Raw genomic sequence first — 24,367 nt, 5'->3', positions numbered from 1 at the left:
GTCCGCGGGCGGCCGCCGCCCCCCGCCCGGGCCCAGGCCCCCCCCCGCGCCCCCCGCCCCCGCCCGCCCGCCTGGACCACGGAGGTTGTGATGGCTTCGAGCACCGCGTTCCGCGCCGGGAAGACCGCTCTCCTCCGTGCGGTCGCTCGGCCGGAACTTCCCGTTTCCCCGTGCCCTGACCTTGATGACCCGTCCCCCCGCAGCGCGGCTGCCCGGCTCGCGTGGCTGCGCGAAGTGTGGTCCGAGGAGGACATTGCCGAGGCCCTGGAGCACGCCAGCCCTGCTCTCGCTTCGCAGGTGCGCGCCCTATGTTCATCCGATACCCCGGCCGCGCGGGATGTGCGGCGCGCCGTTGCCTCAGTGGCCCGCTACGTGTTGCGTGCCGAACACCGGGCGACGCCGTTCGGCCTGTTCGCCGGTGTGGCCTCGGCCGCCATCGGCCCACGGGCGCAGATGTTGTGGGGCTCGGACCACACGGTCGTCGGCCGGGCGAGTGCGGAGTGGCTGACTGCCGTAGTCGAACGGCTGGAGTCGTGCCCCGAACTGCTGGAGCGCCTTCTGGTGGTCCTCAACAACACTGTTACGAGACGTGGTGATCGGCTGATCGTGCCGTACAAGTCGGACCCCCAAAGTGACCGTAGGCGTCCGGTCGAGGCATCCATGGCCCTGACCGGGCCGGTGCGGGTGGTCCTGGATGCAGCCCGGGAACCGATCCGCGCCGGTGTTCTCACGGACAAGCTTGCTGGGGAGTTCCCCGCAGCAGGGCCGGGGAAGGCCCAGCGGCTCGTGCAGGAGTTGATCCGGCACGAGGTACTGATCACCAATCTGCACGCACCGAGCACCGAGACCGACGCCCTGAAATACCTGCTGAGCCAGCTCGACGCCGCGGGCGCTGACAGCGTGGCGCCGGTCGCCGATATGGTCCGCGAACTGCACGCCGTGCAGATTGACTTAAGCGGCTGCGGCTCCCGCAGCGGCCGAGCCCGCGCCGCCGCGCGGATGCGGGCTTTGGTCCCGGGCCTGAGCCGCCATCCTCTCGCTCTCGACTTGCGCCTGGACGCAGAGGTCGAGCTGCCCGAAGAGGTCGCCCACGAGATCGAGCGCGCCGCCAGCGTCCTGGCCCGGGTCAGCGCCCACCCGTACGGGACTGCGGCATGGAAGGCGTACCAGCGGCGGTTCTACGAGCGATTCGGCATCGGCACGATGGTGCCGCTCAATGAAGTCGTCGCGGACAGCGGCACCGGCTTCCCCGACGGGTATCCGGGCGCCCCGGCTGACGGCCGCCGCTCCCGCCGCTCCGTGCGGGACGACACCTTGGTGCGGCTGGCGCAGGCTGCCGTCTTCGACGGTCGCGACGAGGTGGTCCTCACCGACGAGCTGGTCGCCGCGATGGACCTGGGACCGGAGCGCCCAAGGGTGCCACCGCACCTGGAGGTCGGTGTCCGCGTGCACGCCGCCAGCACCGTGGAGCTGCACCGCGGGCGGTTCCGGCTGGAGCTTGCGAGCGTGTCCCGTGGCGTTGGCGTCACCACCGGCCGTTTCCTCGGCGTGCTGGCTCCCGAGGACCGCGAGCGGCTGTCAGCGGAACTCGCTGACCTGCCGACCGCAGACGCCGGCACTGTCGCCGCCCAGTTGTCGTTCCCGCCGCTGCTGCCCACGGGCGCCCACGTCACGCGTGCTCCGCAGGTCCTGCCCACCGTGATCAGCATCCAGGAGCACCGCGCCACAGGCGGCGACGTACTCGCACCCGACGACTTGGCGGTGGCATGCGACGGGCGCCGCATGTATCTGGCCGCGCCTGAGCGGGGGCACCGGATCGAGGCCGTGGGGATGCATGCGTTGAACCTCACCACGCATACCCCGCCGCTGGTCCGGTTCCTCACCGAGCTGTCCCGCGCCCAGTGCGCGCAGGTCACCCTGTTCGACTGGGGCGCCGCGAACGCGATGCCGTTCCTGCCCCGGTTGCGCTACGGGCGCACGGTGCTCGCCCCCGCACGGTGGCGGCTGGAAGCGCCTGACTTGCCCGGCCGCGACCGCCCCCAGGCCCAGTGGGACACCGCCTTTGAGGAGTGGCGGACCCGGCGGCGGATGCCGCAGCGGGTCGACCTGGCCGAGGACGACCGGCGCCTGCACCTCGACCTTGGCCAAGCCGGACACCGCACCCTGCTGCGCCAGCATCTGAACCGCTTCCGTTTGGCCGTCCTCGTCGAAGAACCGGAAGCCGACGCGTACGGCTGGTGCGACGGCCGTGCGCATGAGGTCGTCGTGCCGCTCAAGGCGACGCGGCCACCGGCGTGGCCGCTCCTGCCGACCCCTGCACCGGCCCGCACCTTCTCCCCGGAGCAGATCCAAACGCCCGGAGTCTCTTCCCTGCTGCTGGCCACCCTGTACGGCGACCTGCGCCGCCAGGACACCTTGCTCGCCCAGCATCTCCCGGACCTGCTGGATCGACTCGGCGGCCCGCCATGGTGGTTCATCCGCTTCCGCGACCCCGATCAGCACCTGCGGGTGCGCATCGCGCTGCCCGAACCCGATGCCTTCGCCGAGACGGCCCGCACGATCGGCACATGGGCCGACGAGCTGCGGACCGCTGGACTGCTGTCGGACATGCGCTTTCCCACCTCCTACCGGGAGGTGGGCCGTTGGGGCTCCGGCGCCGCTTGGAACGCGGCCGAGGAAGTGTTCCGCGCGGACTCGCGTGCCATCGTCACTCAGCTCTCCCAGCCCCAGCGCCCCCACCAGCGCGCGCTGGTGGCCGCGCACACCATCGCCGTCGCCACCGCGTTCCTCGGCAGCACTGAGGCTGGGATGCGCTGGCTGATCGACCACATTCCGCCCACCGCGCCCACACCCGTGCCTCGCCCGCAGTTCACCGAGACCGTACGGCTGGCCGACCCGTCCGGCGGCTGGGCTGCCTTACGCGACGTGTCCGGCGGACAGGCCATCGTGGAGGCGTGGACCGACCGGGACGCGGCGCTCGCCGCCTACCGGCCACACTTCCCCGGCCCGGATACCCAGGGCATCCGCCTGGACGACGTCCTCTCCTCGCTGCTGCACGTCCACTTCGTACGGCACGTCGCGGTCGACTTCCCCGAGGAAGAAGTCTGCCTCTACCTCACGCGCGCCACCGCCCTGGCCTGGATGTCCCGGAGGGCACGATGAACCACCCTCGCGCGCTCAAGATGGTGGACGCCGTCGCCGACCTCCTGGCCGACCCCGCCACCGCGCCGCCGGGATCGGACGCTCCGTCCTTGCACCGTCAGCACCTCGCGTACGGACCGACCGGCATCGCGCTGCTGCACATCGAGCGCGCTGCCGCCGGCGTGGGCTCGTGGCAGCGCGCCCACGACTGGCTCGCCGCCGCCGCGAGCGAGACGTTCACCAGCGGCCCCGACAGCCACCCCTTCTACGGAGCGCCCGCCCTCGCGCACGCCCTGGCCTGTGTCGCCGACCACCTGCCCGGCGCCTACCAGCGCGCCCGGGACACCCTGGACCGGCAGATGACCGCCGACGTCCGCCGCCGCCTCGCAGCAGCGCACCGCCGCATCGACACCGGGCGCCTGCCGGAACTCGCCGAGTTCGACACGATCCGAGGACTGGCGGGCTACGGCGCCTACGTTCTTCGTTACGAACTCACCGGTGCCGACGTACACGCTGTCCTCGACTACTGCGTACGTCTTGCCGAACCGATCACCCACGAGGGCGAAGTCATGCCGGGCTGGTGGACGCAGACCGGACCCTCCGGTCGGCCCGACAACCGTTTTCCGGGTGGGCACGCCAACAGCGGCATGGCGCACGGCATCGGCGGCGTGCTCGCGCTGCTTGCCCTCGCCGCCCGGCGCGGCATCACCGTCGGCGGCCACCGCGAAGCCCTCCGTACAATCCTGGCCTGGCTGGACTGCTGGCAGGAGGAGACCGGTCACGGCCATGCCTGGCCGTACTGGGTCACACGAGATGAGCTGCGCATCGGCCGCCTCGCCCCATCCGCGCCACGGCGGCCTTCCTGGTGCTACGGCACCGTCGGCCTCGCCCGCGCCCAGCAACTCGCCGCCCTCGCCCTCGGCGACACCGACCGCCAGGTCGAAGCGGAGAACGCACTCGTGGCCGCCCTCACCGACCCCGCGCAGCTCAAAGTCACCACGGACAACGGCCTGTGCCACGGCTACACCGGCCTCGCCCACGTCGCAGCCCGGACCGCCGACCACGCGCACCCCTCCACCGCCGGTCAACTCCGTGCGGCGATCACGGCACTCCTTGCCGTGGTCTGCCCGCCGGGCACCGATCCAGCAGACGCGGCCATGGCGGTCGTGCGGGACGAGGAAGCGGGGCCCGGGTTCCTCAACGGCGCCGCTGGCATCGCCCTGGCGCTCCTGTCCCCTGCTACCGCCAAGCCGCCCCGATCCGCCTGGGATGCCTGCCTGCTCATCGTCTGACCCACCGACCGAAGGACCTCCGTCATGCCCCCGAACCGTTGGCACCAGCACAACGTCACCTTCGCCGACCGTGCGACCGGCAAGCGTGCCATCACCGAACGCCTCGGCCCCACCCTGCTCGCGGCCGAGGAAGACGGGCAGCTCAACGGCTGGTGGTTCATGAACAAGCAGCCCTGGCCGCTGCGGTACCGCGCTGCCGAGCCGTCCCCACTGGTCGAGTCCTTGTTGAGCGATCTTGTCGACGCCGGCACGGTGTGGTCGTGGGTGCCTGGCATCTACGAGCCGGAGACAACTGCCTTCGGCGGCACGAAGGCCATGGACGCCGCTCACGACCTGTTCCACGAGGACAGTCGTCACTTGCTCACCTACCAGCCCGGCCCCGGGCGGCTGGGCCGCCGGGAGACCGCCGTCCTTCTGATCAGCGCCATGATGCGGCGCGCCAATCTGGACTGGTTCGAGCAGGGAGATGTGTGGACGAAGGCCGCCGCACTCCGACCGGCAACCGAAGTCCTCGCTCCCGAGCGGGCCGCCACCCTGCTTCCGGCGATGCAGAAGCTGATGACAGTAGACGCCCGCAGCCTGTGCCGCCCGAACGGCCCGCTCTCCGGGCACACCGAGTGGGTGACTGCCTTCGAGGGGGCCGGTACGACGCTCGCCTACCTCGCTGCCGACGGCGGGCTCACACGCGGCCTGCGAGCCGTCATCGTCCACCACGTGATCTTCCACGCCAACCGCGCAGGTCTCCCCTCGGACGACCAAAGCGCCCTGTTCAACACCGCACGAGAGGCAGTCATGGGATCGAGTGACAACACCGCGTCGTCCGCCGAGGGCACGCCCGAGACCACTAGCGTCAGGGCGGTGAAAACCGACGCGATCGCCACCCCCGAGGCCGAGGCCGCACGACTCCGCAACGCCTTGGTCGACAAGATCCGCGAATCCGGGTACGCCCACACGCCCGCCGTCGAGACCGCGCTGCGCACCGTGCCCCGCCACCTGTTCGTGCCCGACGCACCCCTCCAAGACGCCTACGCCAACGTGCCGGTCAACATCAAGTACGACACCGACGGCACGTCGATCTCCTGCGCCTCCCAACCCGGAGTCGTCGCCCTCATGCTGGACCAATTGGAGGCCCAGCCCGGCGAACGCATCCTCGAACTCGGCGCCGGCACCGGCTACAACGCCGCGCTGCTCGCCTACCTGGTCGGCGAGACCGGCCACGTCACCACCATCGACGTCGACGACGACCTAGTGGAAGGAGCACGCGCGCACCTGGCCGACGCCGGGTTCACCAACACGGAGGCCCTGACCCGTGACGGGGCCGTCGGCCACGCCGACGGCGCCCCGTATCACCGGATCATCGCTACCGTAGGCGCGCACGGCGTCCCGCACGCCTGGATGCACCAACTCGCTCCCGGTGGACGGCTCGTGGTTCCCCAGCGACTCAAGGGCAGCGTCTCCCGCTCGATCGCCTACGAGCAGCGAGAGGGCCACTGGACCAGCGTCAGCAGCAAGATGAACACCTTCATGCCGCTGCGAAGGGGCATCGCCGACGACGACCGCCGCGTCATCCCGCTCAGCACGGACGGCTCCGTACGGCTCCAGGCCCCCGCCGGGCGGCACATCGACGCCGAGGCACTGGCCGGAGTGCTGGAACAGCCGCGCACCGAGGAGTGGACCGGCATGATGGTCCGCGCCATGGAGAGCCCTGAGTGGATGGAGCTGTTCGTCTCCTGCAGTCTGCCGTCCGGCCTGATCCGCATGCTCTTCCCCAAGAAAGCCAAGAGCACGGTCCTCACCGAAGACCCCTATCCCTCCTCGACTGCCGCCGTCGACAAGGGCGCCGTCACCTACCTTGCCCGCCGTCTCTCGGAGAAGAAGACCGCGGAGGGCGGCAAGCTCTGGGAGTTCGGCGTCATCGGTCATGGCCCCGGCAGTGAGGAGCTGGCCGCGAAGGTCGCGGACGCCATTCGCACCTGGGACCGCGAGTACCGCAGTCGTGAGGCGACATTCGAGATCCAACCCCTCGACGCCCCTGGGATCGAGCAGCGCCCCGGCCTCTTCGCCCTCGACACCCCGCTGAACCGCATCGTCATCGACTGGCGGTGATGCCAGCCCGGATGTGAACGAGGTGGTACCTGTCGGCGTGGCCGGCGGGTACCACCGGTTCGTACCCATTCCATTGCGCCACTGTCGCCGCTGGGGGACACATGGATCCGCACGGCCCGATAGCAAGGCGATTCCCGCTCGTCGCCCGATTCCGGCCCGCCTGCCTGCCGCTGCCCGCCCGTGTGCGGGGCCTGGCTGAACTGGCCGACAAGGCGGGGAAGCAGGACGAACAGGGGTTGGCCTCTGCCGTCTTCAACCAGGCGGCGCTTGCCGCCTCCGATCTCGGCCTTCCCGACGTCGCCCGATCGATGTGCCACCGGCACGCTGCGGCCTACCTGCACGCATGCCCACTGCCCGCCATGAGTGCCATCCGTGGGCTGGAACCGCTCGTCAACCTGGCCCGCTTGCAGATCCGTGCCGGCCGCACCGATGACGGCCGCCAGCGACTCCTGGACCTGTACGCAGCCGTCGGCGCGGGCGACGCCGCTGCCTTCGAGGACATCACCGTCCCGGCCGACCTCACGTGCACAGCCGAGGACCGACGGGACGTACACGCGTGGCTGTGGCGCGTTCTCCTCGCTGACGGCACGCGCACCCTAACCACCACAGGACGCTGGCGCGAGGCCCTGGCCCATATCGAGCAGCACCGGGGCGTGGGCACACGGATGCTCGACGGGCGCCAAGTCGCCGTAGTCGCGGCCCTCACCGTTGGCGACACTTCACGCGCTGAGGAACTGCTCACCAGCACGGCTCCTGGTGAGCCATGGGAGCAAGCTGTCACCGCCTGCCTTACTGTGCTGTGCCGCCGCACGGCAGGACAGTACGTCGATGATTGCCTGGCCGACCTGGTGGACACTTACCTGAGCCACGAAGCGAGTCCGGGGCGGACCGTCTTCGACATCCGCCTCGGACTTACTGCCCTCGATGCGGTCGCGTCCTCCCAGCATCCCCGAGCCCGAAGCCTCGTGGAGGATCTGGTACGACGAACTACGGAAGTGGGCGACGGCTACGCGGCCCGCGAGGTCCTGGCGCACCCTCTGTTCATCGCACTCGCCACGGACCGCCAGGTACAGGATTGCGACGACTTGGTCCGTACCTGTGGTCTCGAAGCGGGGGCTCTCCAGGACGAGCTGTATCGCGACCTGTCAGCCGCTCTCGACTCCAGCGAAGTGGTGATCACCCGCTCGCTGACCGCCGCGACGGCATCGGGCAGTCCGACTCGCTGAGCGCAGCCCGAGTGTCCTGTCGCCAGCCGATTCATCCACCACGCCCCGGCGACGAGCCGGGCGTGGAGTACGAGACCAAGCGCACGGGGCTGTTCTCCGGCTCGTCGAGGAGACCTCGGCCGAGGTCGAGCCGGGTGGCGGGCTTGAGGTCGTCCGCGGCGTCGGAGGTGACGCTGTACTGCGCGGCGCGCAACGACTGGACGGCCTGCTGCCCGCGCCGCGTCAGGTCGCGGTTCGGCTCGGTCAGGGCGTACAGGCGGCTGCCGGGGAGCCGCTCGAAGCCGACCCGCCGTGCGGTGGTGGTCCGGGACCAGCGCACCTGCAATAGCTTCGAAGTTGGTGATCTTTAACCGCTTGGGACTACTGAGAACATCCGGACTCACTCATATTGACGATCCCGTGCCGGGATCTTGGGCATCGGCTGACGGCCGGTGCCCGTTGCCTGGATACTGAGCGGCAGTCGCGCCACAGCGGGGGAGCATGATAGGCAACACGTCGAGCCGGGAAGGCGAGCGCCATGACCGGCTCTGACCGCGTTCGACCCGAGCAATCGCAAGTGGTCGACCCGGTCGTAGCCATCCGTCAGCTCTCGCGCTTTGAGTTGTCGGTGAAGGCGCCGTCGCGCTTCGACACCGCGCTCGTCCTGGTCACCGCAATGGGCACGTACGAGGCGTACTTGCCGCCTTGTCGGCCCACCCGCACCGAGATCGCGGCCAAGCGCTTCACGGCCGTGTACGAGGTGGACATGGGCGTGCACCTCTACTCGGCCGAGCTGACACTGCCCAGTGACAGTGACGCGTTCGAGTTCGCGGCGAAAGCCGACATGTCCTGGCAGGTCCTGGATCCGGCTAGGTTCGTGGCGAGTGGACATCGGGACGTGCCCGCTCTGCTCCTCGGCGAACTCCAGCAGGCGGCCCGGCCGGTGACCCGTCGATTCGCAGTCGGTGACAGCGGGGCCGCCGAGCTCGAGCTGATGAAAATGATCGCCATGTCGGAGGCACTCGGGGTGTCCGTCGGCCTGGGGGGCACCTGCGCACTGAGGCTTCGAGGAGATCCGACCAGACTCGCTCTCTATTCCCGGCGCATGGAACTGCGCGACGGCGCTCATCGCGAGGAGAGGATCGCCCTCTACGAACGGATCCTCAGGCAGGGAGATTTCCATGCGTTCGCCCAGCACATCGTCCAGCACCCGGAAGACGTCCAATTACTGGCAGGCATGCGGGAGGAGGATCCCAGCCTGATCCAGGTGATCGGCCTTCTCCGGCAGCTGAGCGCTCGAGGCCTGCTCGACCGCAGCATCGCGGACACCCTTGTCGACGAGCGCCCCCCGGAAGCGCCCCATCAACGGCGGCCGGCTGCAGGCCCCTCCCGTGCAGGACAGCTCACCTCGTTCGAGCCACGGCGGCTCGTCGCGGAACTGGCCGAACAGGCTCCGCCCGGCCGGGACGTGCCGCTGCAGGTACAGATCGTCCATGGGCACGCCGAGGTGGGAGTCGGGGTGGCGCTGCGCGGGTTCGCCGTCCCCGTCCAGGGGATGCGGCTGTTGGTCACCGTCCATGCGCCGGGACTTCTCGCCCTCGGAGACCTCCAGCAGGAACTCACCGTCGCGGCCGGCCGTGACTCCGACGTCCTGCGGTTCGGTCTGCGCACTGCCGCACCGGGGCTGCACACCGTCACCGTACGTGCCTTCTCCGGCGGGTCGTTCCTCGGTGAGCTGCGGACGCAGATCTCCGTGCAGGCCGACGTGCCTGCCCGAGACCGGCCTCGGATCAGCGCGCCACTGGACTCGCTCGCCTTCGATCCGGGTGAGGTGACCCTGCAGGTCCTCAAGGCGGCGGATGGCAGCTACAGCTTCCAGCTGCTCAGCGAGACCAGTTACGCCCCGGAGTCTTTCCGGATGCTCGCCGGGGACCCAGAGCGCATCACGGAGCACATCTATCAGGAGTTGCGGGACTCCGCCGCCGCAGCCCACACGGCCGACCCGCGGCAGGCACGGGAGCGGCTGCGGAACCTCGGGGTGGCGCTGTGGGAGGACGCCGTGCCCGACGCGGTGCGCCGACAGTTCTGGGAGGAGGCCGATCGGATCCGCTCCTTCACGGTGCTCGGCGCCCACGACGTGGTGCCCTGGGAGTTGCTCTATCCGGTGGACGGCGCGCAGGAGGGCGACGGGTTCCTCGCGGAGTGGCTGCCCATCGTCCGTCGTGTCTTCGGGCAGGCCCGCGTACGCGAACTTCCCCTGCCCAGAGCAGCATTCGTGGTTCCGCCCGGCTCGCCTCCCGAGGCCGACAAGGAGATTGCCGCGCTCCGGGCGAAGTTCGGACCGGCCGTCGCCGACGGCGGCACGCTCACCCGGCGCAGCCAGATTAAGGAGCTCATCGACGGGGGACTGGCCGGCGTCCTGCACTTCGCCTGTCACAACACCTTCACGGCGACGGGCTCCCGGGTCGCCATGGAGGACGGCGGGTTCGACCCCCTCGACCTGGCTTACGCCCGCGGCTCCCAGGCGCTACGCGCCACGCGGCCACTGGTGTTCTTCAACGCCTGCCGCAGCGCCGGTGAGATCAGTTGGTACTCCAGCACGCTTGGTTGGGCGCCGCAATTCCTCAGAGCGGGCGCGGGGGCGTTCGTAGGCACCTTGTGGCCCGTGCGCTCGGACTCCGCTCTGACCTTCGCAGATGCCTTCTACGACCACCTCGTGGGCGGGGGACTCCCGCTCGGCGAGGCCTCGATGAGGGCCCGCCGGGCCATCCGCGACCACGGGGGCGACCCCACATGGCTGGCCTACGCGGTGTATGGCAGTCCAGCCGCTCGTGTGGTCGCCGCATAGCAGTCGACTCCCCCGACCACGCCACGAGGAGAGGACATGAACGAGCCGGTCTTCGTCATCCACGGCGTAGGCAACCGCGATCCGCATGCCTTCGCCGCCACCGTCAGCGCGCTCGAAACCACGGCCGGACTACGCCTGCATCCCATCTACTGGGGTGATCTGGGCGCCGACGACGCTTTCGTCGAACTGTCTCTGCCTCAGCTGCGGCGCTCCGGACTACGAGACGAGGACCCGTCCGACCCCGAAGCGGTCGACCTGCTGACCGCTCTGATGAACGGCATGCCGGCCTCCTGGACAGGTGGCCTGCCGCAGCCCGTAAGCGCAGCGGTGAAGGCCGGACTGGGCACGGATTCGGCGTCCGGCCTACGCACCGGCCCCGGCGACCCGGATGTCGAGCGACTTGTCCTGGAGGTGCTCGCCGAGGACTGGCCGAGCACGCGCTGGCTGTCCCGTACCGACGACGCCATTCTCTTGCGGGAGACTGGTACGGCCATTGCCGACGCCGTCCAGGGCGAGGCGGAAACCGGTGCGGCAGGCCTGCGTAGCACCGTGGCCGACGAGGATGGGCTGCGCGCGCTGATCCGTCGTCGGCTGGCGCAGCTGGACCGGATCGCGGGCGCTGCGATGCAGACTGTCGCCGGACGGGTCAACAGTGGCTTGCGCACCCGCTTCGGTCCGGCGACCACCCGCTTCCTGGGCGATGTGCTGGTCTACCAGCGCCACCGTGCCACCATCCAGGCCCGGGTACGCGAGCACATCGCGGCCGTCCACCCGCAGTTGGGCCAGGATGCCGATCGGCCCGTGCGGATCGTCGCGCACAGCCTTGGCGGCGTCATTGCCGTCGACATGGCCACCGCCGACACTCCGCTGTGGACCTCGTCCCTGTTGACGTTCGGTTCGCAGGCCGCCTACTTCCATCTGTGTGACCCTCGCGGGGGGCAGCTCCCGACATACTCCGACGCCGCTCCGGCCACCCTGCCTCCGTCGCTCGCCCGATGGACCAACCTGTGGCAGCCCTTGGACATGCTGGCGTTCGCAGCCTCTCGCGTCTTTCGCCTGGCCGACGGCTCGTCTCCGTCCGACGTCCCGCTGCCGCACACGGCGCGCGCTGGGCTCTGGACCCACTCGGTCTACTGGGACTGCCCCGAGCTCCCGATATTGATCCGCAAGCTCATGGACTCGGATTGCTCTGGCTAATAGGAGATATGGCCGGGAACGCCGTTGGCCGAGATCGTGTTGATACGGGGCGCGGCACCCACTCTTCCTCCGGACCGGCGGGGATGATCAAGGAAGGGGATCTCGGACATCCGGGCGTCCGAGTCAAACAACTCGCGCTCACGCGGATGGAGGAGATGTTGAGTAGTGAACGATCGGCCCGCGACCTTCCACAGACCGCGCCCCTTGGTGAGCGCGGATACGGCCTGGGTCTCGACGCTGGTGAGCCCCAACAGGGAAGCAGCCGAGGCGAGTTGGTCGGCTTCCTGGGCGGTAGATGATCCGGGTGGAACAGTCGGTGAGCAGGCCCTCGGCAAGGGCGCGGCCCCGGGAGCCGGCATCGCCTGCGGCCAGCAGGTCGCTGAGGCGGTGGATGACCATCAGGTCCGAGAGGCGGTTCACCCCCGCCTTCGCGGGGAGCACGCGACGAAGAAGCCGATCACGAGGTAGACCAGCGGTTCACCCCCGCCTTCGCGGGGAGCGCGCCTGCGGCATGTCGGTGCCCACCCGGCGGATCGGTTCACCCCCGCCTTCGCGGGGAGCGCGCCGACGAGGAGAGCAAGCGCAACGCCACCCACGGTTCACCCCCGCCTTCGCGGGGAGCGCTGGATCGGCCGGCAGCACGGCAAGGCAGCCGGTTCACCCCCGCCTTCGCGGGGAGCGCTGCTGGAGCTTTTTGAACTCCGGCGACATCGCCGGTTCACCCCCGCCTTCGCGGGGAGCGCGCCTGCTGCACAGCGGCGTTGAACTGCTCGGGCGGTTCACCCCCGCCTTCGCGGGGAGCGCACTTTGGAGACATTGCGGGTTAGGTCCAGGAGTTGTACCTGTCTCATTTCATCCGAACAGCGCCGAACTGGTCTCTTCGGCGCTGGTAGCTTCCCTCTCTCGTCGTCGTAGAGGGGCGCTCGTGCACTACTTCTTCGTCTCGCCCAGCAAGGTCCGGCAATTCCCACCTCAGATTCCCGGCGTGGATCTGGATGCTGCGGCCCTGGTGACGCGGCCGGGCGCGCTGCCGGAGGGGACGCCGTTCTTCGTCGGGGACGACATGCGGCCGCGTGAGCCGATCACGTCGTACTTCTTCGATCTGGCCAAGTACGTAGGAGCGGGGAGCCTGGAGGACTACGCCTACGACGTGATGGCGCTCGAGGACTTCCTCGGCACGGTCCTCGATCCGCCTGCAGATCTGCTGTCGGCGACCGAGGACGATCTGGTGGCCTACCGCCGCTACCGCACAGCATTGCAGCCTTCGCCGGTGAAGCCGGCGACGTGGCGGCGCAACCGGGTCTCGATCGACGGGTTCTACGACTGGGCGGTGGACACCGGCCTGATGGAGGCGCGGCCCTACCGGGTGCGGCGCGACGGACGCGATGCGCTGTCCGGAGGGCCGGTACAGGATCTGGACGTGCGCCACCTGACCCGCCAGCAGTGGGTTCTGCTGCACCGTGTGGGGCTGGGCGGCGATCTGCCCGATGGCAGTCCGGACCTGTCGTTTCGGGGCGGGGACCGGCTGCGCAACATGGCCGCCGGCGAGCTCGCGGTCACCAGCGGGATGAGGCTGAGGGAGTTCAGCTGCCTGCTGGACATCGAGGTGGCCGCCCCGCGCCCGGACCGGGAGCCCGCCACGGTCGAGCTGCAGGCGATCGCGAAATACGGGTTCGCCCGCCAGACGGTCGCTCAGCATCCGGTGCTGCGATCGCTGGATTTGTACCGGCGCACCGAGCGGGCCGCCGTGGTGGCCCGCAGTGGGCGAGCCTTGTGGACAAGGCGGGCGGAGCTGTTCATCGTCGATTCGGTGGATACAGCTCGGATGCGGCTGTCCGGGTATCTCCATGGCAGGCGGCGGTCGTTCGCGGTGCCGGCGATGTCGGCGGCGCTGCGCCGGATCACGGTGATCGAGGGCGAGCGGGGCCTGGAGCCGATGGCGCTGTTCGTCGGCCGGGGCGGCCGGATGATCGGCAAGTCACGGTGGGAGCAGATCTTCACCGCCGCTTCCGACCGTGCCCGTCGGCGGTCGGCGGAGTTCGGCGACGTGGTGATGCCGCGACAGGTACGGATCCATGATCTGCGGCACACCTTCGCGGTCTACATGCTCAAAATCCTCACGCTGCAGCTGGTGCGGGCCGAGACGGAGCGACTGGCCAGGGGCGGGCCGCAGGCCTACCTCTTCGAGCACATCGCGCGGGTCCGTTGCTGGTTCTGCAGCGCCTGTTGGGTCACCGTGATCCACGCTCGACCATGAAGTACCTGCGCTATCAGGAGGACCTGAGCGCGATCGTGGCCCAAGCTGCGGAGGAGTGGACGCGGGCGGACCGCACGTTCGCCGACTACGCACTGCTGCTGGCCGGACGCGGGGGCTTGTGATGCCGCGGCGAGGACAGCGCACCGCGCATCCGGCGGCCATAGCCCGCACGGTGCGGCCGGCCGAGACGTCCCGGATCGGGGTCCGCCGACTCATGGTGGAGCGCCGGGGCGCAGAGCGGACGTGGCACATCGACCCGGCAGTTTTCGCGTGTTCACTGCTGGCGGCCCAGCTGGCCGACGAGTGGGTCCTTTACGCCGAGGCGACCGGAATCAGGGATCCGGGCAAGCAGGCCACCGCCGTGCGGCGGTTCGCTGCGTTCACCGACGCCTGGGCTGCTCGGCGCGGTGTCGATGCGGGGCTGGTGCGGCTGGACGGCGGTCTGGTGGAGCTGACCGAGGTGCTCTTCGACTGGGAGCACGCGCTGCAGGCCCAGTTCCCGCCCCCGTCCAAGGCTCCCTACAGTGCGGTGGGCTGGATCCTGGCGCTGATCGCGCAGCGTGCGGCGCGCGATGCGCGGGTGCCGGAGACGTTGCGGTTCTCGGAGTGCTGGACGAGTCGTTCGTAGTCCCGCGCGTGCCCTGGGAGCGTGCATCAATGCAGGCGAGAGTGCGTTCGACGACCGAGCGGCGGGGCAGGGCGACGAATCCGGTGGTGCCCCCGCCCCACGGTAGACCCGAGCAGGGTGCCCAGATTCGGGCGCACCGCGCTGCACCAACTCCGCACCATCTATGGCGGACAGTCACGGTCAACGGCGGTACCGAGGCGCCGCCATGAGCCGGGCAGAGCCTGCTCAGATGCAGGCCACGGCCGTTCTCGTGGATGCTGCTCAGGAATTCCCGAGCTCATGGCCTGGAAGCCATCGTCACGGACTGCTCTAGAGCTCCGCATCCCAGCGCGCTCGTAGTGACGCCCCACCAGCGAGGCTGTCGTCGAGGAACCCAGATAACTCGTGCAGGGCATCCAAGACACGTTGAAGGTTGGGGCGACGCTCGCCGTTGGCGATAGCAATGTGGAACCAGACGAGGGGGTCGGCCCACACTCTCCGATCTGGTTGTGAAAGGAGGTCGCAGAACTCTCTGTAGCTCCTGAGTCGTCCTTCGGGTTCGAGGATGACGTCGGTGCCGATGCTGGACTGTGTCGCGTAGTAGACGTCACAGCCGGCGAAAGCTACATGGACCTTCAGTATCAGGGCGGCCAGTCTTGTGTCGTCGTCCTTGCCCGGCAGGCGCAGGAACGGTATGTCGTGACGGGTGCGAGTCATCTGAGCGAACAGGCAGGCAGTCATCCAGACGCTGGATACCAGCGCAACGCCCGTTCCAGCGAACCAAGCGGCGCTTCTGCCGTCGATCTCCTGCGGTTCGTTGAGGACCTGAGCAGGTCTGTAGAAGCCGTGCCGGTCGACCAAAGTGGCATAGAGGGAGAGCCGGTGGTGTGCTTCCGCCGTGTGCCATCTGAGGGGGTTGAGGTACGACATGTTGTGGGTCTCACCTTGAGTGCGCTTGCTATCCCGCCGTTGCTGTTCGCCAGTCAGCCACACGAGACCCATGGAGATGGCGCCTGAGGTTAACGCCGAGACCAGCGTTACCGAGAGGGTGTCCACGCAGCTGTCTCCTTCGCGCAGCGGCAGAACCAGGCTTGTCCTGACAAGACCTGCTGGGCCGGACGCCCGGCTGTAGCTGCGCCATCACGCTCCCCGTGCCTGTGAGGGCGGCATGCCGTGTGCCGTAGCGTACGGGAGGGCATGGCGTGATGAGACGCCTATCCAGATGCCGGAAGTACCAGCCCACAGTCAGAGCGCGACCAGACTCTCACCGCGAACGCCCAAACGGTTGTCGGCGACGGCTGGAAAAGCGTCGCCGACAAACGGTCGCTGCAGCGATGGCAGGCACGCACGGATGCATACCCGGCCTGAGGCACAGCAGCACTGCACCACAAGCGCACCAGATCCAGCGGGAAGCACCGAGGAATCACGGCGAAAGCCACCGCGCCCGACGAGGCGTCCGCCCAGCCATGCACCCCGGTCAGAACCCCAACTATCCGCAAATGACGATAGCTTCCCAAGCTCAGAGCGCGGGTTCGATTCCCGTCACCCGCTCCAGCAGAAGGCCCCAGGCGAGCAGTCCGGCCGGGTTCTCGATGACGCCGCCCACCGTACGCACCTGGGCCAGGCGCGGACACACACCTGTCATCCGGGTGCGGGGACGCTCCCAGCGCCGTTTCTCTGGCCTGCTACAAGCAGGATCAACGCTCACGCCTGATCTATCGGCCCAAGCGGCACGCCGATCACAAGCGGGGCGGCAGACGCAGCTTCGCCTGGACCGATTACCGCGACCTGCTGACCGCCGCCCACCAACAACTCGGCGCGGCCGATCGTACTCATATGGGACGACTTGAACGTGCACAAAGACGCCCGGCTGCGGGAGTTCATCGACACCCACGACTGGATCACCTGCTACTTCCTGCCGGCCTACGCACCGGACCTCAACCCTGTCGAGGGCATCTGGTCGCTGCTGCGACGCAGCAGCCAGGCCAACACCGCTTTCACCGACCCTGACCACCTGATGCGCGTTCTTCGGCAAGGCCTCCGCGAGATCCAGTACCGCAGCAACCTCGTCGATGGATGCCTCGCTGAAACCGGCCTCACCTTGACGACATCACGCCAGCAAGTTCAGTAACGTCAACGTCTGCGCCGCCAGCATCTGCCTCTGACACCAAACGCACCCACAGATAGCCCGCCCGGGATACTCCCACGGAGCGGGCTGTCCCGCGCCGAGGGCAGCGCGATCCCAGTCAAGGCCCAAACCGGGTGCTGTGCCCACATCGATCCGGGTCCGTCGTCGGCGCCGTGACCGACGACGGACCGGCGCGTATCTCGTCAGGAATTGACGCAGACGTTGCCTGCTGACGGGTTGAGCATGCCGATGATGTTGAGGGAGTTACCGCACACGTTGACCGGGGCATGGACCGGCACCTGAACGACATTGCCCGAGAGCACTCCCGGCGAGTTCACCGCCACGCCCTGGGCCCATGAGTCGGCCGACGCGCTGTCGGTTGATTCCCCATTGACGCAGACGTTGCCTGCCGACGGGTTGAGCATGCCGATGATGTTGAGGGAGTTACCGCACACGTTGACCGGGGCATGGACCGGCACCTGAACGACATTGCCCGACAGTACTCCCGGGGAGTTCGCTGCCACGCCTTCGGCGCCAGTGTCGGCCGACGCGCACGAGGCACCGCCGATCACTGCCACCCCGACGGCCAGCGCCACCCCTGCGCTTTTGATGAGACGGAACATCGCTACCTCCACAGTGTCTGATCCGCCGACCGCGGCTCCCACGCTCGGCTACAGCCCGCAGCTGGGCCGTCACCACTATTTCGGCACGACAACAAAAGATGATTGCACCAGAAACCGGAATTCCCCTGATCGGACCATCGATGGGATGCCGTGCGCAAAGCTGTGTTGCGACAACCACTAGAACCCAAGTGGGGCTCAGGGGCCCTTGGTAATAGCGATCACGACCGCGTCATCGCCCAGATTTCCGCCGGCGTGTCGGAGCAGGTCGTCGTGGAGGTGCCGTACAAGGGAGTCTGGGTCGATGGCGTTGCAGGAGGCCAAGCGCTCGGCCAGTGGGTAGAAGGTGCCGTTGTGGTCGCGGGCTTCGATGACGCCGTCGGTGTAGAGCAGCAGTAGGTCGCCGGGCTCGAACGTGAACGTTTCCGCCTTGTAGTCGCTCTCCGATGGGGCGGTGAGGCCCAGCGGGGGTGCGGGCTCGTCGGCTTCCGGGGACCGGACCTTGCCGTCGCGTAGCAGCAGCGGTGCAGGGTGCCCGCAGTTCACCATGTCGATGAAGGGGGCGTCGTCGTGAATGTCCAGCACCAGCGCGGTCACGAATGATTCCTCGGCGTTCGGATCGCCGTTGGCGAGGTGGGTCTTGTGCCAGTACACGGCGTTGCCCAGGTGTGCCGCGATGCCAGCGAGCGAAAGTTTCCGATAGGCCGAGCCTTGGAAGGCCCCGAGCAGTGAGGCGGCCTGATCGATGGCGGGCAGGCCCCTGCCGCGGACGTCGCCGATGATCAGTCGGGTCGCGCCGGGGGAGGGCGCCGCCGCGTACAGGTCACCGCCGATCTGGGCCTCGGCCTCGGCGGCGATGTACGTGGACTCGATCCGGAGTGGTCCGGTCCGGCGGGGTAGCGGCCGCACCAGAACCCGCTGTGCGACGGCGGCCACGGCACGTACCTCTTCCAGCTTCCGCTCACGCCGGTCGCGCACATAGCGGAAGACCGTTACCAGTATGGAGATCACCAATAGGGCGGCGATCTGGGCCAGGTGGTTCGCTGTCGTCAGGCCGCCATGCAGCTGGCCGATGAGGGCCTGGGCCACCACGGCGAGGGCTCCGATGGCGCCGGTGAGAGCGGGGCCGGCGAACGAAGCGGTGATCGCGGGCGCCGCGACCAGGAAGGGGCCCAGGTGCACGGTCGTCGGGATGCTGATGTCGATCACCGTGACCGCCGCGATGATCGCGAGGGGAATGGCGACCAGCCCGGTGCTCGGCTGCCAATATCGGGGGAGGCGGGGAAGACCCTTCCGGACGCGCATATCTCCTGCTTACACCCCCGACGCTCGCCGTGCTCCCGGCGGCGATCGGGCGGTGCGGCTCGTTGGTGGATGCCTTGCCCAAGGTGTCACCAGTGTTCGGTCGACTGGACGTGCTGACCGCGAAACGACCCCATACGAGACAGGCGGCGATGGAGCGGTGCTGCGGCATGTGGGCGGGACAGCACATGCCCCGGTGGGGTGTGAGCTTCCGGGGCGCGGTCGGCAGGCGTGGTCAGACGGCTGCTGTGACCTTCTTCGGCTCAGCGGTGTTCTCGGTGTCGGAGAGCGCGGCTAGTGCTCTGACCGCACAGGTACCTAATGGGGCTTGAAGGGGCAGCATCGAGCTCTGTGGCCAGCCTGGGTCTGAGCCCTATATCTAGACCGGGTCGATGCCGCCCCCTGGCTGGCACAGGGCCGCCGCGAGCAACACAGCTCTTACGCAGACCGAGGACCATACGGCCCGCTGGGGTTGCGAACGGCTAGTGGAATGTCGTGCCTTGAGCTAGGGAGCACGCGCACCCCGCACAGGCTCTGGCCTGCACAAATACAGTACGAGGAGACCATGATGGAGCTTGTAGCCTTACCGGTCCCTGTCTTCTGCGGGGTGGACTGGGCGGAGGACCACCACGACATCGCGCTGGTCGATGCTGCCGGGCGGCAGCTCGCCAAGCAGCGGATCACTGACGACGCGACCGGATTCGCGCAACTCACTGCCCTGCTCGGCGAGCACGGCGACACTGAGGAGAACCCGGTTCCGGTCGCCATCGAGACCTCCCGCGGGCTGCTGGTCGCCTGCCTGCGGGCGACCGGACGCCCAGTCTTCGCCATCACCCCGCTGGCCGTGGCCCGCTACCGCGACCGCCACTCCGTCGCGCGGAAGAAGTCCGACGCGATCGATGCCGCCGCTCTGGCGAACATCCTCCGCACCGATATGGCCGCCCACCGGCAACTTCCCGCAGACTCCAAGCTGGCCCAGGCGATCGCCGTGCTCGCGCGGGCTCAGCACGACGCGGTCTGGGACCGCACCCAGGCACACAACAAACTCCGCTCCCAGCTGCGGAAGTTCTACCCCGCCATCCTGGCCGCCTTCGCCGAGCACCGCAGCGGGCTGAGCTCGCGCGAGCCCGCACCATCCTGGCGGCGGCCCCGACGCCGACCGCGGCCGCCAAGCTCACGCGCCGCCAGCTGCTTGCTCTGCTCAATCGCGCCGGCCGCCTCCCCGGCATCGATGCCGAGACGGACCGGCTCTATGAGGTCTTCCGCCGCGAGTACCTGCACCAACTGCGCCAGGTGGAGGAGGCGTACGGGCGGCAGTCTGCCGCCCTGCTGAGGCAGCTCGACACCGCCTGCGACAACGCCGAACAGCTCGAAGCGGCAAGCGCGGAAGCCTTTGAACAGCACCCGGACGCGTCAATCATCACCAGCTTTCCGGGCCTCGGCCCTTTAACCGGAGCCCGAGTGCTCGCCGAGATCGGTGATGACCGCAGCCGGTTCGCACACGCTGGCGCGATGAAGGCCTACGCCGGCAGTGCGCCCGTCACCCGCGCCAGCGGTAAGAGTCACGTGGTGACCAGCCGCAGAGTCAAGAACCAGCGGCTGGCTGCCGTCGGCTTCAGCTGGGCGTTCGCATCTTTGCAAGCGTCCTCGGGCGCCCGCGCCCACTACGACCGCCGACGGGCCGCTGGCGACCGCCACACCGGCTCAGCGCAACACCTCACGAAGGCGGAGATCGCACGGCGGCTCCCATCGCCGAGGTAAGCCCAAGGGGGGCCATCGGCCTTGGTGCGTCGTCATGCGCCGACGAGGACGTGGAACGTAGAGAGCGGGATCAGTGGAACAATTGCGAGGGTGACGGCAAGTACCAGTGACATCGAGAAGGCGGCCGGTGTGCTGCGCGCTGGAGGGCTAGTGGCCCTCCCGACCGAAACCGTCTACGGTCTGGGCGCTAACGCCGAAGACCCTGCCGCGGTCGCGCGCATCTTCCAGGTCAAGGGGCGGCCGCCCTCTCACCCGCTGATCGTTCACATTGGCGGCGCGCAGCACCTGGGCGATTGGGTCGAGGACGTGCCCCCAACGGCACGACTGCTGGCTGAACGGTTCTGGCCGGGGCCACTGACGCTGGTGTTGCGGCGCGGTCGCCGTGTGCCCCTTGAGGCGACGGGTGGTTTGGAGACGGTGGCCGTGCGCGTGCCTGACCACCCGGTCGCGCTCGCCCTGCTGTCGGCCTTCGGCGGCGGCGTCACGGCCCCGTCCGCCAACCGTTTCGGCGCGGTCAGCCCCACGACGGCGGACCACGTCCGTGCGGAGCTCGGCGAGGCGGTCGACTTCGTGCTGGACGGCGGGTCTTGCGAGGTCGGCGTCGAGTCGACGATCGTCGACGTCACCGGCGGTGTGCCGAGCGTCCTCCGGCCCGGCGGAGTGACACGCGAGGACCTCGAAGCGGTGCTGGGGTGCCCGATCGCGGTCCCTTCGACCAGCCGCGTTCGGGTGCCGGGCCAGCACCCGTCCCACTACGCGCCGCGGGCGCGTGTCGTCCTCGTCGAGCCCGAGAAGGTCGTGGCCGAAGCGGAGCACGCGCAGGAACTGGGGCACCAGGTGGGTGTCTTCCTTCCGCCCACTGCCGCCGCCCTGTTGAAGGCGCACGCGGTGGTGGCCCTCCCCACGTCCATGGCCGCCTATGCGCGCGGGCTGTACGGGTTCCTGCGCGAGCTCGACGAGCACGGGTGCGACCTCATCATCGCCTCGCTGCCGGTGGAGGAGGGGCTGGGACTGGCGATCGCCAACCGGCTCCGCCGTGCCGCAGGGCCCCGGCCCTCCGCCGCCCCCGACCTCCAGGAACGCTGAACGGCCATCCGGCGGTAGGTTTCAGCGTGCGGGGGCAGCAGCCCTGGTCAGGCCGTGCGAGGCGACCAGCTGCGCACTGCCGTCGGCCAGCCGGTAGGACAGGCCCGCCACGGCAAGGCGGTCGGCGGCCACCCGCTCGGCCAGGACGCGGGAGCGGTCCAGCAGCAGGTCGACGGTGTGCCGGATGTGCTCGTCAAGGATCTCTTCGGGCAGATAGCGTCCGGCAGCACGGGCCGCCAGCACGCTCGGGGTCACCCGCTCGACGACGTCCCGAACGAAACCGGCGGGCGCCTTGCCGCCGTCGACGGCGGCGAGAGCAGCCCCGATGGCCCCACAGGAGTCGTGGCCCAGGATCACGACCAGCGGGCAGTCCAGCACACTCACCCCGTACTCGATGCTGCCCAGCACCTCCGCACCAGCCACGTGCCCGGCGGTGCGGACCACGAACAGGTCGCCCAGGCCCCGGTCGAAGATGATCTCTGCGGCGAGCCGGGAGTCGGAGCACCCGAACAGCACCGCGAAGGGGCTCTGGGCCGGTGCGGTCTCGGTGCGGCGTGCGGCGTCCTGGTTGGGGTGCTCGGGCGAGCTGGCCACGAACCGCTGGTTGCCGGCCAGCAGCATCTCGAACGCATCATCGGGAGTTGGTGTCAAGGTCTCGGCCATGGCAGCAGGCTACGACCGGCCGCGCGCAAGCGCGCGGCCGGGGCCACCGACGCCAGCCGGCGCCGTGGTGAGGGGGGACCCACCCGCGGACCGGGAGTCCTTTGTCGAGATCACCCTGCCTTAGCGTTTGTAGCACTCAGGGCTCGTTCAGGTCACTCTGCCGGACGATCCTCCCCGCGACTCGGGCTGTATCAGAGCCCGCACGGCAACCGTGCTGTGCCCGGGGTCCATCCTCCTGCGGAGCACGGCCGCGTCCCTCAATTTCCTGGTCGGGGGACGCACAATCAAGCATGAACAAGGAAAAGACACCGTGGAGCGCGACCGATCTTCCTGGACTGCAGGTTCACCGAAACCCGCACGGTATCGTCGCCATGCAGCTGCTCGGCTGGGCGGACCTGCTGCCGCTTTCCGTGATCCACGTGATCGAACAGCCACCAGCGCGTGTTGCAGAAGTGTGCAAGGTGACGCACCCAGGTACTCCTCAATCAGACCGCCTCGTTAGCAGCCCTTGAAAACCACTGCCGGCCCGGTAGACCCCGTTGTTCACGTCCTTGTAGACCGCCTCGTTCATCGCATCGATCTCCGACCGCAATGCCGACGGATACAAGGCCGGAGCACCTCGTCACGGTGATACTCGGCCCTCTCCAGCGCCATGTTGGCAACGGGCGCCGATCGGGTGCCCTGCTCAGACGATCGGCTCGTGGATGGCCAGCAATGTCCCATCGCTGTCACGGAACCAGGCGCCGCGCCCATCTCCTGTGCAGTCAGGACGAGTTCGGTGTGCTTGGCTTGGTGGGGGCTGCGGCCCGGCCGGCGATGCGGTGACTCACGCACACGGTCTCCACTGTCATCTACACCACTCTCGGGGCAGTCGAACCGGCTCGCGCCAGTCACTACGCTTTCATTCACTGCCGGCCCGCAGCGGCCGCACCGAGAGGATCCCCGTGTCTGAGCGCGCCCGCTCCTGGCCACACCTGCTCGCAGCCCTCCTGCGCGGGCAGAATCTCACCGCGGACGACACCCGGTGGGCGATGCGGCAGGTCATGGACGACTCCGCCGACTCCGCTCAGCTCGCCGGATTCCTGGTTGCCCTGCGCGCCAAGGGAGAGAACACCGCAGAACTCCACGGCATGCTCGGCGCCCTTATGGAACGGGTCGTGCCCCTTCCAGTCGACGGCGCAGACGTTGTCGACATCGTGGGCGCACCGGCGGGGACGGCGCCCACACGGTGAACGTGAGCACCATGGCGGCGATCGTCGTCGCTGCCACAGGCGCCCCGGTGGTCAAGAACGGCGGCCGTTCGGTGTCCAGTAAGGCCGGCTCCGCCGATGTCCTTGAAGCCCTGGGCCTGCCGCTCGACCTCACTGCCGACGACATCGCCCGGTGCCTGCGCGAAGTCGGCATCGGCTTCACCTTCGCCCCGCGTTTCCACCACGGGCTGCGCCACGCCGGCCCGGTACGTAAGGCGCTCGGCGTCCCCACCGCCATCAACTACGTGGCGCCGCTGACCAACCCCGCCAGCCCCCGCGCTGCCCTCGTCGGCTGCTCCAACACCGCCCTCGCCCCGGTCCTGGCGGGAGTGCTCGCAGAACGGGGCACCAGCGCCCTGGTCGTACGCGGAGAAGACGGCCTCGACGAAATCACCACCGCGGCACCCACCAGCATCTGGATCGCTGACAGCGGCGGCGTCCGGCAAGAGACGCTGGACGCCGCCGATTTCGGGCTCGCCCGCAGCACACCCGATGCGCTCCGCGGCGGTGACGCCACCTACAACGCCTTGGTCGTCCACCGGGTCCTGGGCGGTGAGCTGGGTGCCGCCCGTGGCGCCGTCCTCGCCAACGCCGCCGGGGCCCTCGCTGCGCACCGCAGACTCGACGGAGGCCTCCATGACGCCTTCGCGACTGGTTTGAAGGAAGCGCGCCACGCGATCGACAGCGGCGCCGCCGCCGCCACACTCAAGAACTGGCTGAAGCTCGCGGCGTCCCTGACCAGCCAGAAGCGCTGACAGAACTGAATTGCCTGCGGGGCTGTGGGCTCGGGGTGGTGTTCGACTAGCGCCCGATAACGCTCCGGCGGCGGGCGTCACCCCGGGCGCGCCTATCTCCATAACCGCAGGGAACAGCAGAGTGTCACGGACGGCATCTACAGCGCGGC

Annotated in this window: 16 protein-coding genes, 5 pseudogenes and 1 CRISPR repeat array; of the genes and pseudogenes, 14 read left to right on the top strand and 7 right to left on the bottom strand. The window is 69.0% G+C overall.

Going from position 1 to position 24,367, the window contains the following annotated elements; genetic code table 11:
* Window positions 1-90 precede the first annotated feature (90 nt).
* The 4 genes from ACWDZ6_RS24540 (at window position 91) to ACWDZ6_RS24525 (ending at window position 7,765) form a co-directional block, all read left to right on the top strand.
* Window positions 91-3,162, top strand: coding sequence for a lantibiotic dehydratase (locus ACWDZ6_RS24540; protein ID WP_451504524.1), 3,072 nt, complete (start codon window positions 91-93; stop codon window positions 3,160-3,162).
* Window positions 3,159-4,433 (top strand): lanthionine synthetase C family protein, encoded by a 1,275-nt coding sequence (locus ACWDZ6_RS24535; RefSeq protein ID WP_451504523.1) that lies wholly within the window; start codon window positions 3,159-3,161, stop codon window positions 4,431-4,433. The genes ACWDZ6_RS24540 and ACWDZ6_RS24535 overlap by 4 nt, the downstream gene beginning before the upstream one ends.
* Before the next feature lie 24 nt (window positions 4,434-4,457).
* Window positions 4,458-6,539 carry a methyltransferase, FxLD system gene (gene fxlM, locus ACWDZ6_RS24530; RefSeq protein ID WP_451504522.1) on the top strand — a complete coding sequence of 694 codons (2,082 nt, stop codon included), beginning with the start codon at window positions 4,458-4,460 and terminating at the stop codon, window positions 6,537-6,539.
* Window positions 6,540-6,640: 101 nt separating this feature from the next.
* Window positions 6,641-7,765, top strand: a complete 1,125-nt coding sequence (locus tag ACWDZ6_RS24525) for a hypothetical protein (protein WP_451504521.1) — start codon at window positions 6,641-6,643, stop codon at window positions 7,763-7,765.
* A gap of 31 nt (window positions 7,766-7,796) precedes the next feature.
* On the opposite strand, the gene ACWDZ6_RS24520 is transcribed toward ACWDZ6_RS24525, so the two are convergent.
* On the bottom strand, window positions 7,797-8,084 hold the full coding sequence (locus ACWDZ6_RS24520; RefSeq protein ID WP_451504520.1) for a hypothetical protein: 288 nt from the start codon (window positions 8,082-8,084) through the stop codon (window positions 7,797-7,799).
* A gap of 198 nt (window positions 8,085-8,282) precedes the next feature.
* Here ACWDZ6_RS24520 and ACWDZ6_RS24515 point away from each other — a divergent pair, with 198 nt between their 5' ends.
* Window positions 8,283-10,592 (top strand): CHAT domain-containing protein, encoded by a 2,310-nt coding sequence (locus tag ACWDZ6_RS24515; RefSeq protein ID WP_451504519.1) that lies wholly within the window; start codon window positions 8,283-8,285, stop codon window positions 10,590-10,592.
* Window positions 10,593-10,628: 36 nt separating this feature from the next.
* Window positions 10,629-11,789 (top strand): hypothetical protein, encoded by a 1,161-nt coding sequence (locus ACWDZ6_RS24510; RefSeq protein WP_451504518.1) that lies wholly within the window; start codon window positions 10,629-10,631, stop codon window positions 11,787-11,789.
* Here ACWDZ6_RS24510 and ACWDZ6_RS24505 read toward each other — a convergent pair.
* A pseudogene (locus tag ACWDZ6_RS24505) lies at window positions 11,786-12,200 on the bottom strand (hypothetical protein); the annotation flags it as partial. The gene ACWDZ6_RS24510 and the pseudogene ACWDZ6_RS24505 overlap by 4 nt on opposite strands.
* Before the next feature lies 1 nt (window position 12,201).
* A CRISPR array of direct repeats spans window positions 12,202-12,593; the repeat unit is 29 nt; unit sequence CGGTTCACCCCCGCCTTCGCGGGGAGCGC.
* 181 nt (window positions 12,594-12,774) lie between these two features.
* On the opposite strand from ACWDZ6_RS24505, the gene ACWDZ6_RS24500 reads away from it, so the two are divergent.
* The 3 genes from ACWDZ6_RS24500 to ACWDZ6_RS24490 are packed head-to-tail and all read left to right on the top strand — an operon-like array spanning window position 12,775 to window position 14,674.
* A complete protein-coding gene (locus ACWDZ6_RS24500) occupies window positions 12,775-14,046 on the top strand; it encodes a recombinase XerD (protein ID WP_451504517.1) in 1,272 nt (423 codons plus the stop codon).
* Window positions 14,043-14,168 (top strand): hypothetical protein, encoded by a 126-nt coding sequence (locus tag ACWDZ6_RS24495; RefSeq protein WP_451504516.1) that lies wholly within the window; start codon window positions 14,043-14,045, stop codon window positions 14,166-14,168. Before ACWDZ6_RS24500 ends, ACWDZ6_RS24495 begins: the two co-directional genes overlap by 4 nt.
* A complete protein-coding gene (locus ACWDZ6_RS24490) occupies window positions 14,168-14,674 on the top strand; it encodes a hypothetical protein (protein ID WP_451504515.1) in 507 nt (168 codons plus the stop codon). The genes ACWDZ6_RS24495 and ACWDZ6_RS24490 overlap by 1 nt, the downstream gene beginning before the upstream one ends.
* Before the next feature lie 309 nt (window positions 14,675-14,983).
* Here ACWDZ6_RS24490 and ACWDZ6_RS24485 read toward each other — a convergent pair whose 3' ends face one another.
* On the bottom strand, window positions 14,984-15,709 hold the full coding sequence (locus ACWDZ6_RS24485) for a hypothetical protein (RefSeq protein WP_451504514.1): 726 nt from the start codon (window positions 15,707-15,709) through the stop codon (window positions 14,984-14,986).
* 485 nt (window positions 15,710-16,194) lie between these two features.
* Between ACWDZ6_RS24485 and ACWDZ6_RS24480 the strand changes: the two are divergent.
* Window positions 16,195-16,784: pseudogene (locus ACWDZ6_RS24480) on the top strand (transposase); the annotation flags it as partial.
* A gap of 200 nt (window positions 16,785-16,984) precedes the next feature.
* Here ACWDZ6_RS24480 and ACWDZ6_RS24475 read toward each other — a convergent pair.
* Window positions 16,985-17,404: a chaplin gene (locus tag ACWDZ6_RS24475; RefSeq protein WP_451504513.1), complete on the bottom strand. Its 420-nt coding sequence runs from the start codon at window positions 17,402-17,404 to the stop codon at window positions 16,985-16,987.
* A 195-nt stretch (window positions 17,405-17,599) separates the two neighbouring features.
* Window positions 17,600-18,706 (bottom strand): PP2C family protein-serine/threonine phosphatase, encoded by a 1,107-nt coding sequence (locus tag ACWDZ6_RS24470; protein WP_451504512.1) that lies wholly within the window; start codon window positions 18,704-18,706, stop codon window positions 17,600-17,602.
* Between the two features lie 565 nt (window positions 18,707-19,271).
* On the opposite strand from ACWDZ6_RS24470, the pseudogene ACWDZ6_RS24465 reads away from it, so the two are divergent.
* Window positions 19,272-20,422: pseudogene (locus ACWDZ6_RS24465) on the top strand (IS110 family transposase); the annotation flags it as partial.
* Window positions 20,423-20,554: 132 nt separating this feature from the next.
* Window positions 20,555-21,550, top strand: a complete 996-nt coding sequence (locus tag ACWDZ6_RS24460; RefSeq protein ID WP_451504511.1) for an L-threonylcarbamoyladenylate synthase — start codon at window positions 20,555-20,557, stop codon at window positions 21,548-21,550.
* Window positions 21,551-21,571: 21 nt separating this feature from the next.
* On the opposite strand, the gene ACWDZ6_RS24455 is transcribed toward ACWDZ6_RS24460, so the two are convergent.
* Window positions 21,572-22,213 carry a carbonic anhydrase gene (locus ACWDZ6_RS24455; RefSeq protein WP_451504510.1) on the bottom strand — a complete coding sequence of 214 codons (642 nt, stop codon included), beginning with the start codon at window positions 22,211-22,213 and terminating at the stop codon, window positions 21,572-21,574.
* A gap of 290 nt (window positions 22,214-22,503) precedes the next feature.
* Between ACWDZ6_RS24455 and ACWDZ6_RS24450 the strand changes: the two genes are divergently transcribed.
* Window positions 22,504-22,725, top strand: coding sequence for a hypothetical protein (locus ACWDZ6_RS24450; RefSeq protein ID WP_451504556.1), 222 nt, complete (start codon window positions 22,504-22,506; stop codon window positions 22,723-22,725).
* 8 nt (window positions 22,726-22,733) lie between these two features.
* Here ACWDZ6_RS24450 and ACWDZ6_RS24445 read toward each other — a convergent pair.
* Window positions 22,734-22,849 (bottom strand): annotated as a pseudogene (locus ACWDZ6_RS24445) (glutathione S-transferase family protein); the annotation flags it as partial.
* A 338-nt stretch (window positions 22,850-23,187) separates the two neighbouring features.
* On the opposite strand from ACWDZ6_RS24445, the pseudogene trpD reads away from it, so the two are divergent.
* Window positions 23,188-24,218: pseudogene (gene trpD, locus ACWDZ6_RS24440) on the top strand (anthranilate phosphoribosyltransferase).
* Window positions 24,219-24,367 lie beyond the last annotated feature (149 nt).

Source organism: Streptomyces sp. NPDC002926 (assembly GCF_053591755.1).
The sequence above is the reverse complement of the archived record's forward strand: the minus strand, read 5'-3'. Positions and strand labels throughout refer to the sequence as shown.

Coding starts and splice junctions, on each gene's coding strand:
- ACWDZ6_RS24510 (WP_451504518.1), top strand. CDS start 10,629: ATGAACGAGCCGGTCTTCGTCATCCACGGCGTAGGCAACCGCGATCCG.
- ACWDZ6_RS24535 (WP_451504523.1), top strand. CDS start 3,159: ATGAACCACCCTCGCGCGCTCAAGATGGTGGACGCCGTCGCCGACCTC.
- fxlM (WP_451504522.1), top strand. CDS start 4,458: ATGCCCCCGAACCGTTGGCACCAGCACAACGTCACCTTCGCCGACCGT.
- ACWDZ6_RS24450 (WP_451504556.1), top strand. CDS start 22,504: ATGAACAAGGAAAAGACACCGTGGAGCGCGACCGATCTTCCTGGACTG.
- ACWDZ6_RS24495 (WP_451504516.1), top strand. CDS start 14,043: ATGAAGTACCTGCGCTATCAGGAGGACCTGAGCGCGATCGTGGCCCAA.
- ACWDZ6_RS24475 (WP_451504513.1), bottom strand. CDS start 17,404: ATGTTCCGTCTCATCAAAAGCGCAGGGGTGGCGCTGGCCGTCGGGGTG.
- ACWDZ6_RS24470 (WP_451504512.1), bottom strand. CDS start 18,706: ATGCGCGTCCGGAAGGGTCTTCCCCGCCTCCCCCGATATTGGCAGCCG.
- ACWDZ6_RS24455 (WP_451504510.1), bottom strand. CDS start 22,213: ATGGCCGAGACCTTGACACCAACTCCCGATGATGCGTTCGAGATGCTG.
- ACWDZ6_RS24490 (WP_451504515.1), top strand. CDS start 14,168: ATGCCGCGGCGAGGACAGCGCACCGCGCATCCGGCGGCCATAGCCCGC.
- ACWDZ6_RS24540 (WP_451504524.1), top strand. CDS start 91: ATGGCTTCGAGCACCGCGTTCCGCGCCGGGAAGACCGCTCTCCTCCGT.
- ACWDZ6_RS24525 (WP_451504521.1), top strand. CDS start 6,641: ATGGATCCGCACGGCCCGATAGCAAGGCGATTCCCGCTCGTCGCCCGA.
- ACWDZ6_RS24515 (WP_451504519.1), top strand. CDS start 8,283: ATGACCGGCTCTGACCGCGTTCGACCCGAGCAATCGCAAGTGGTCGAC.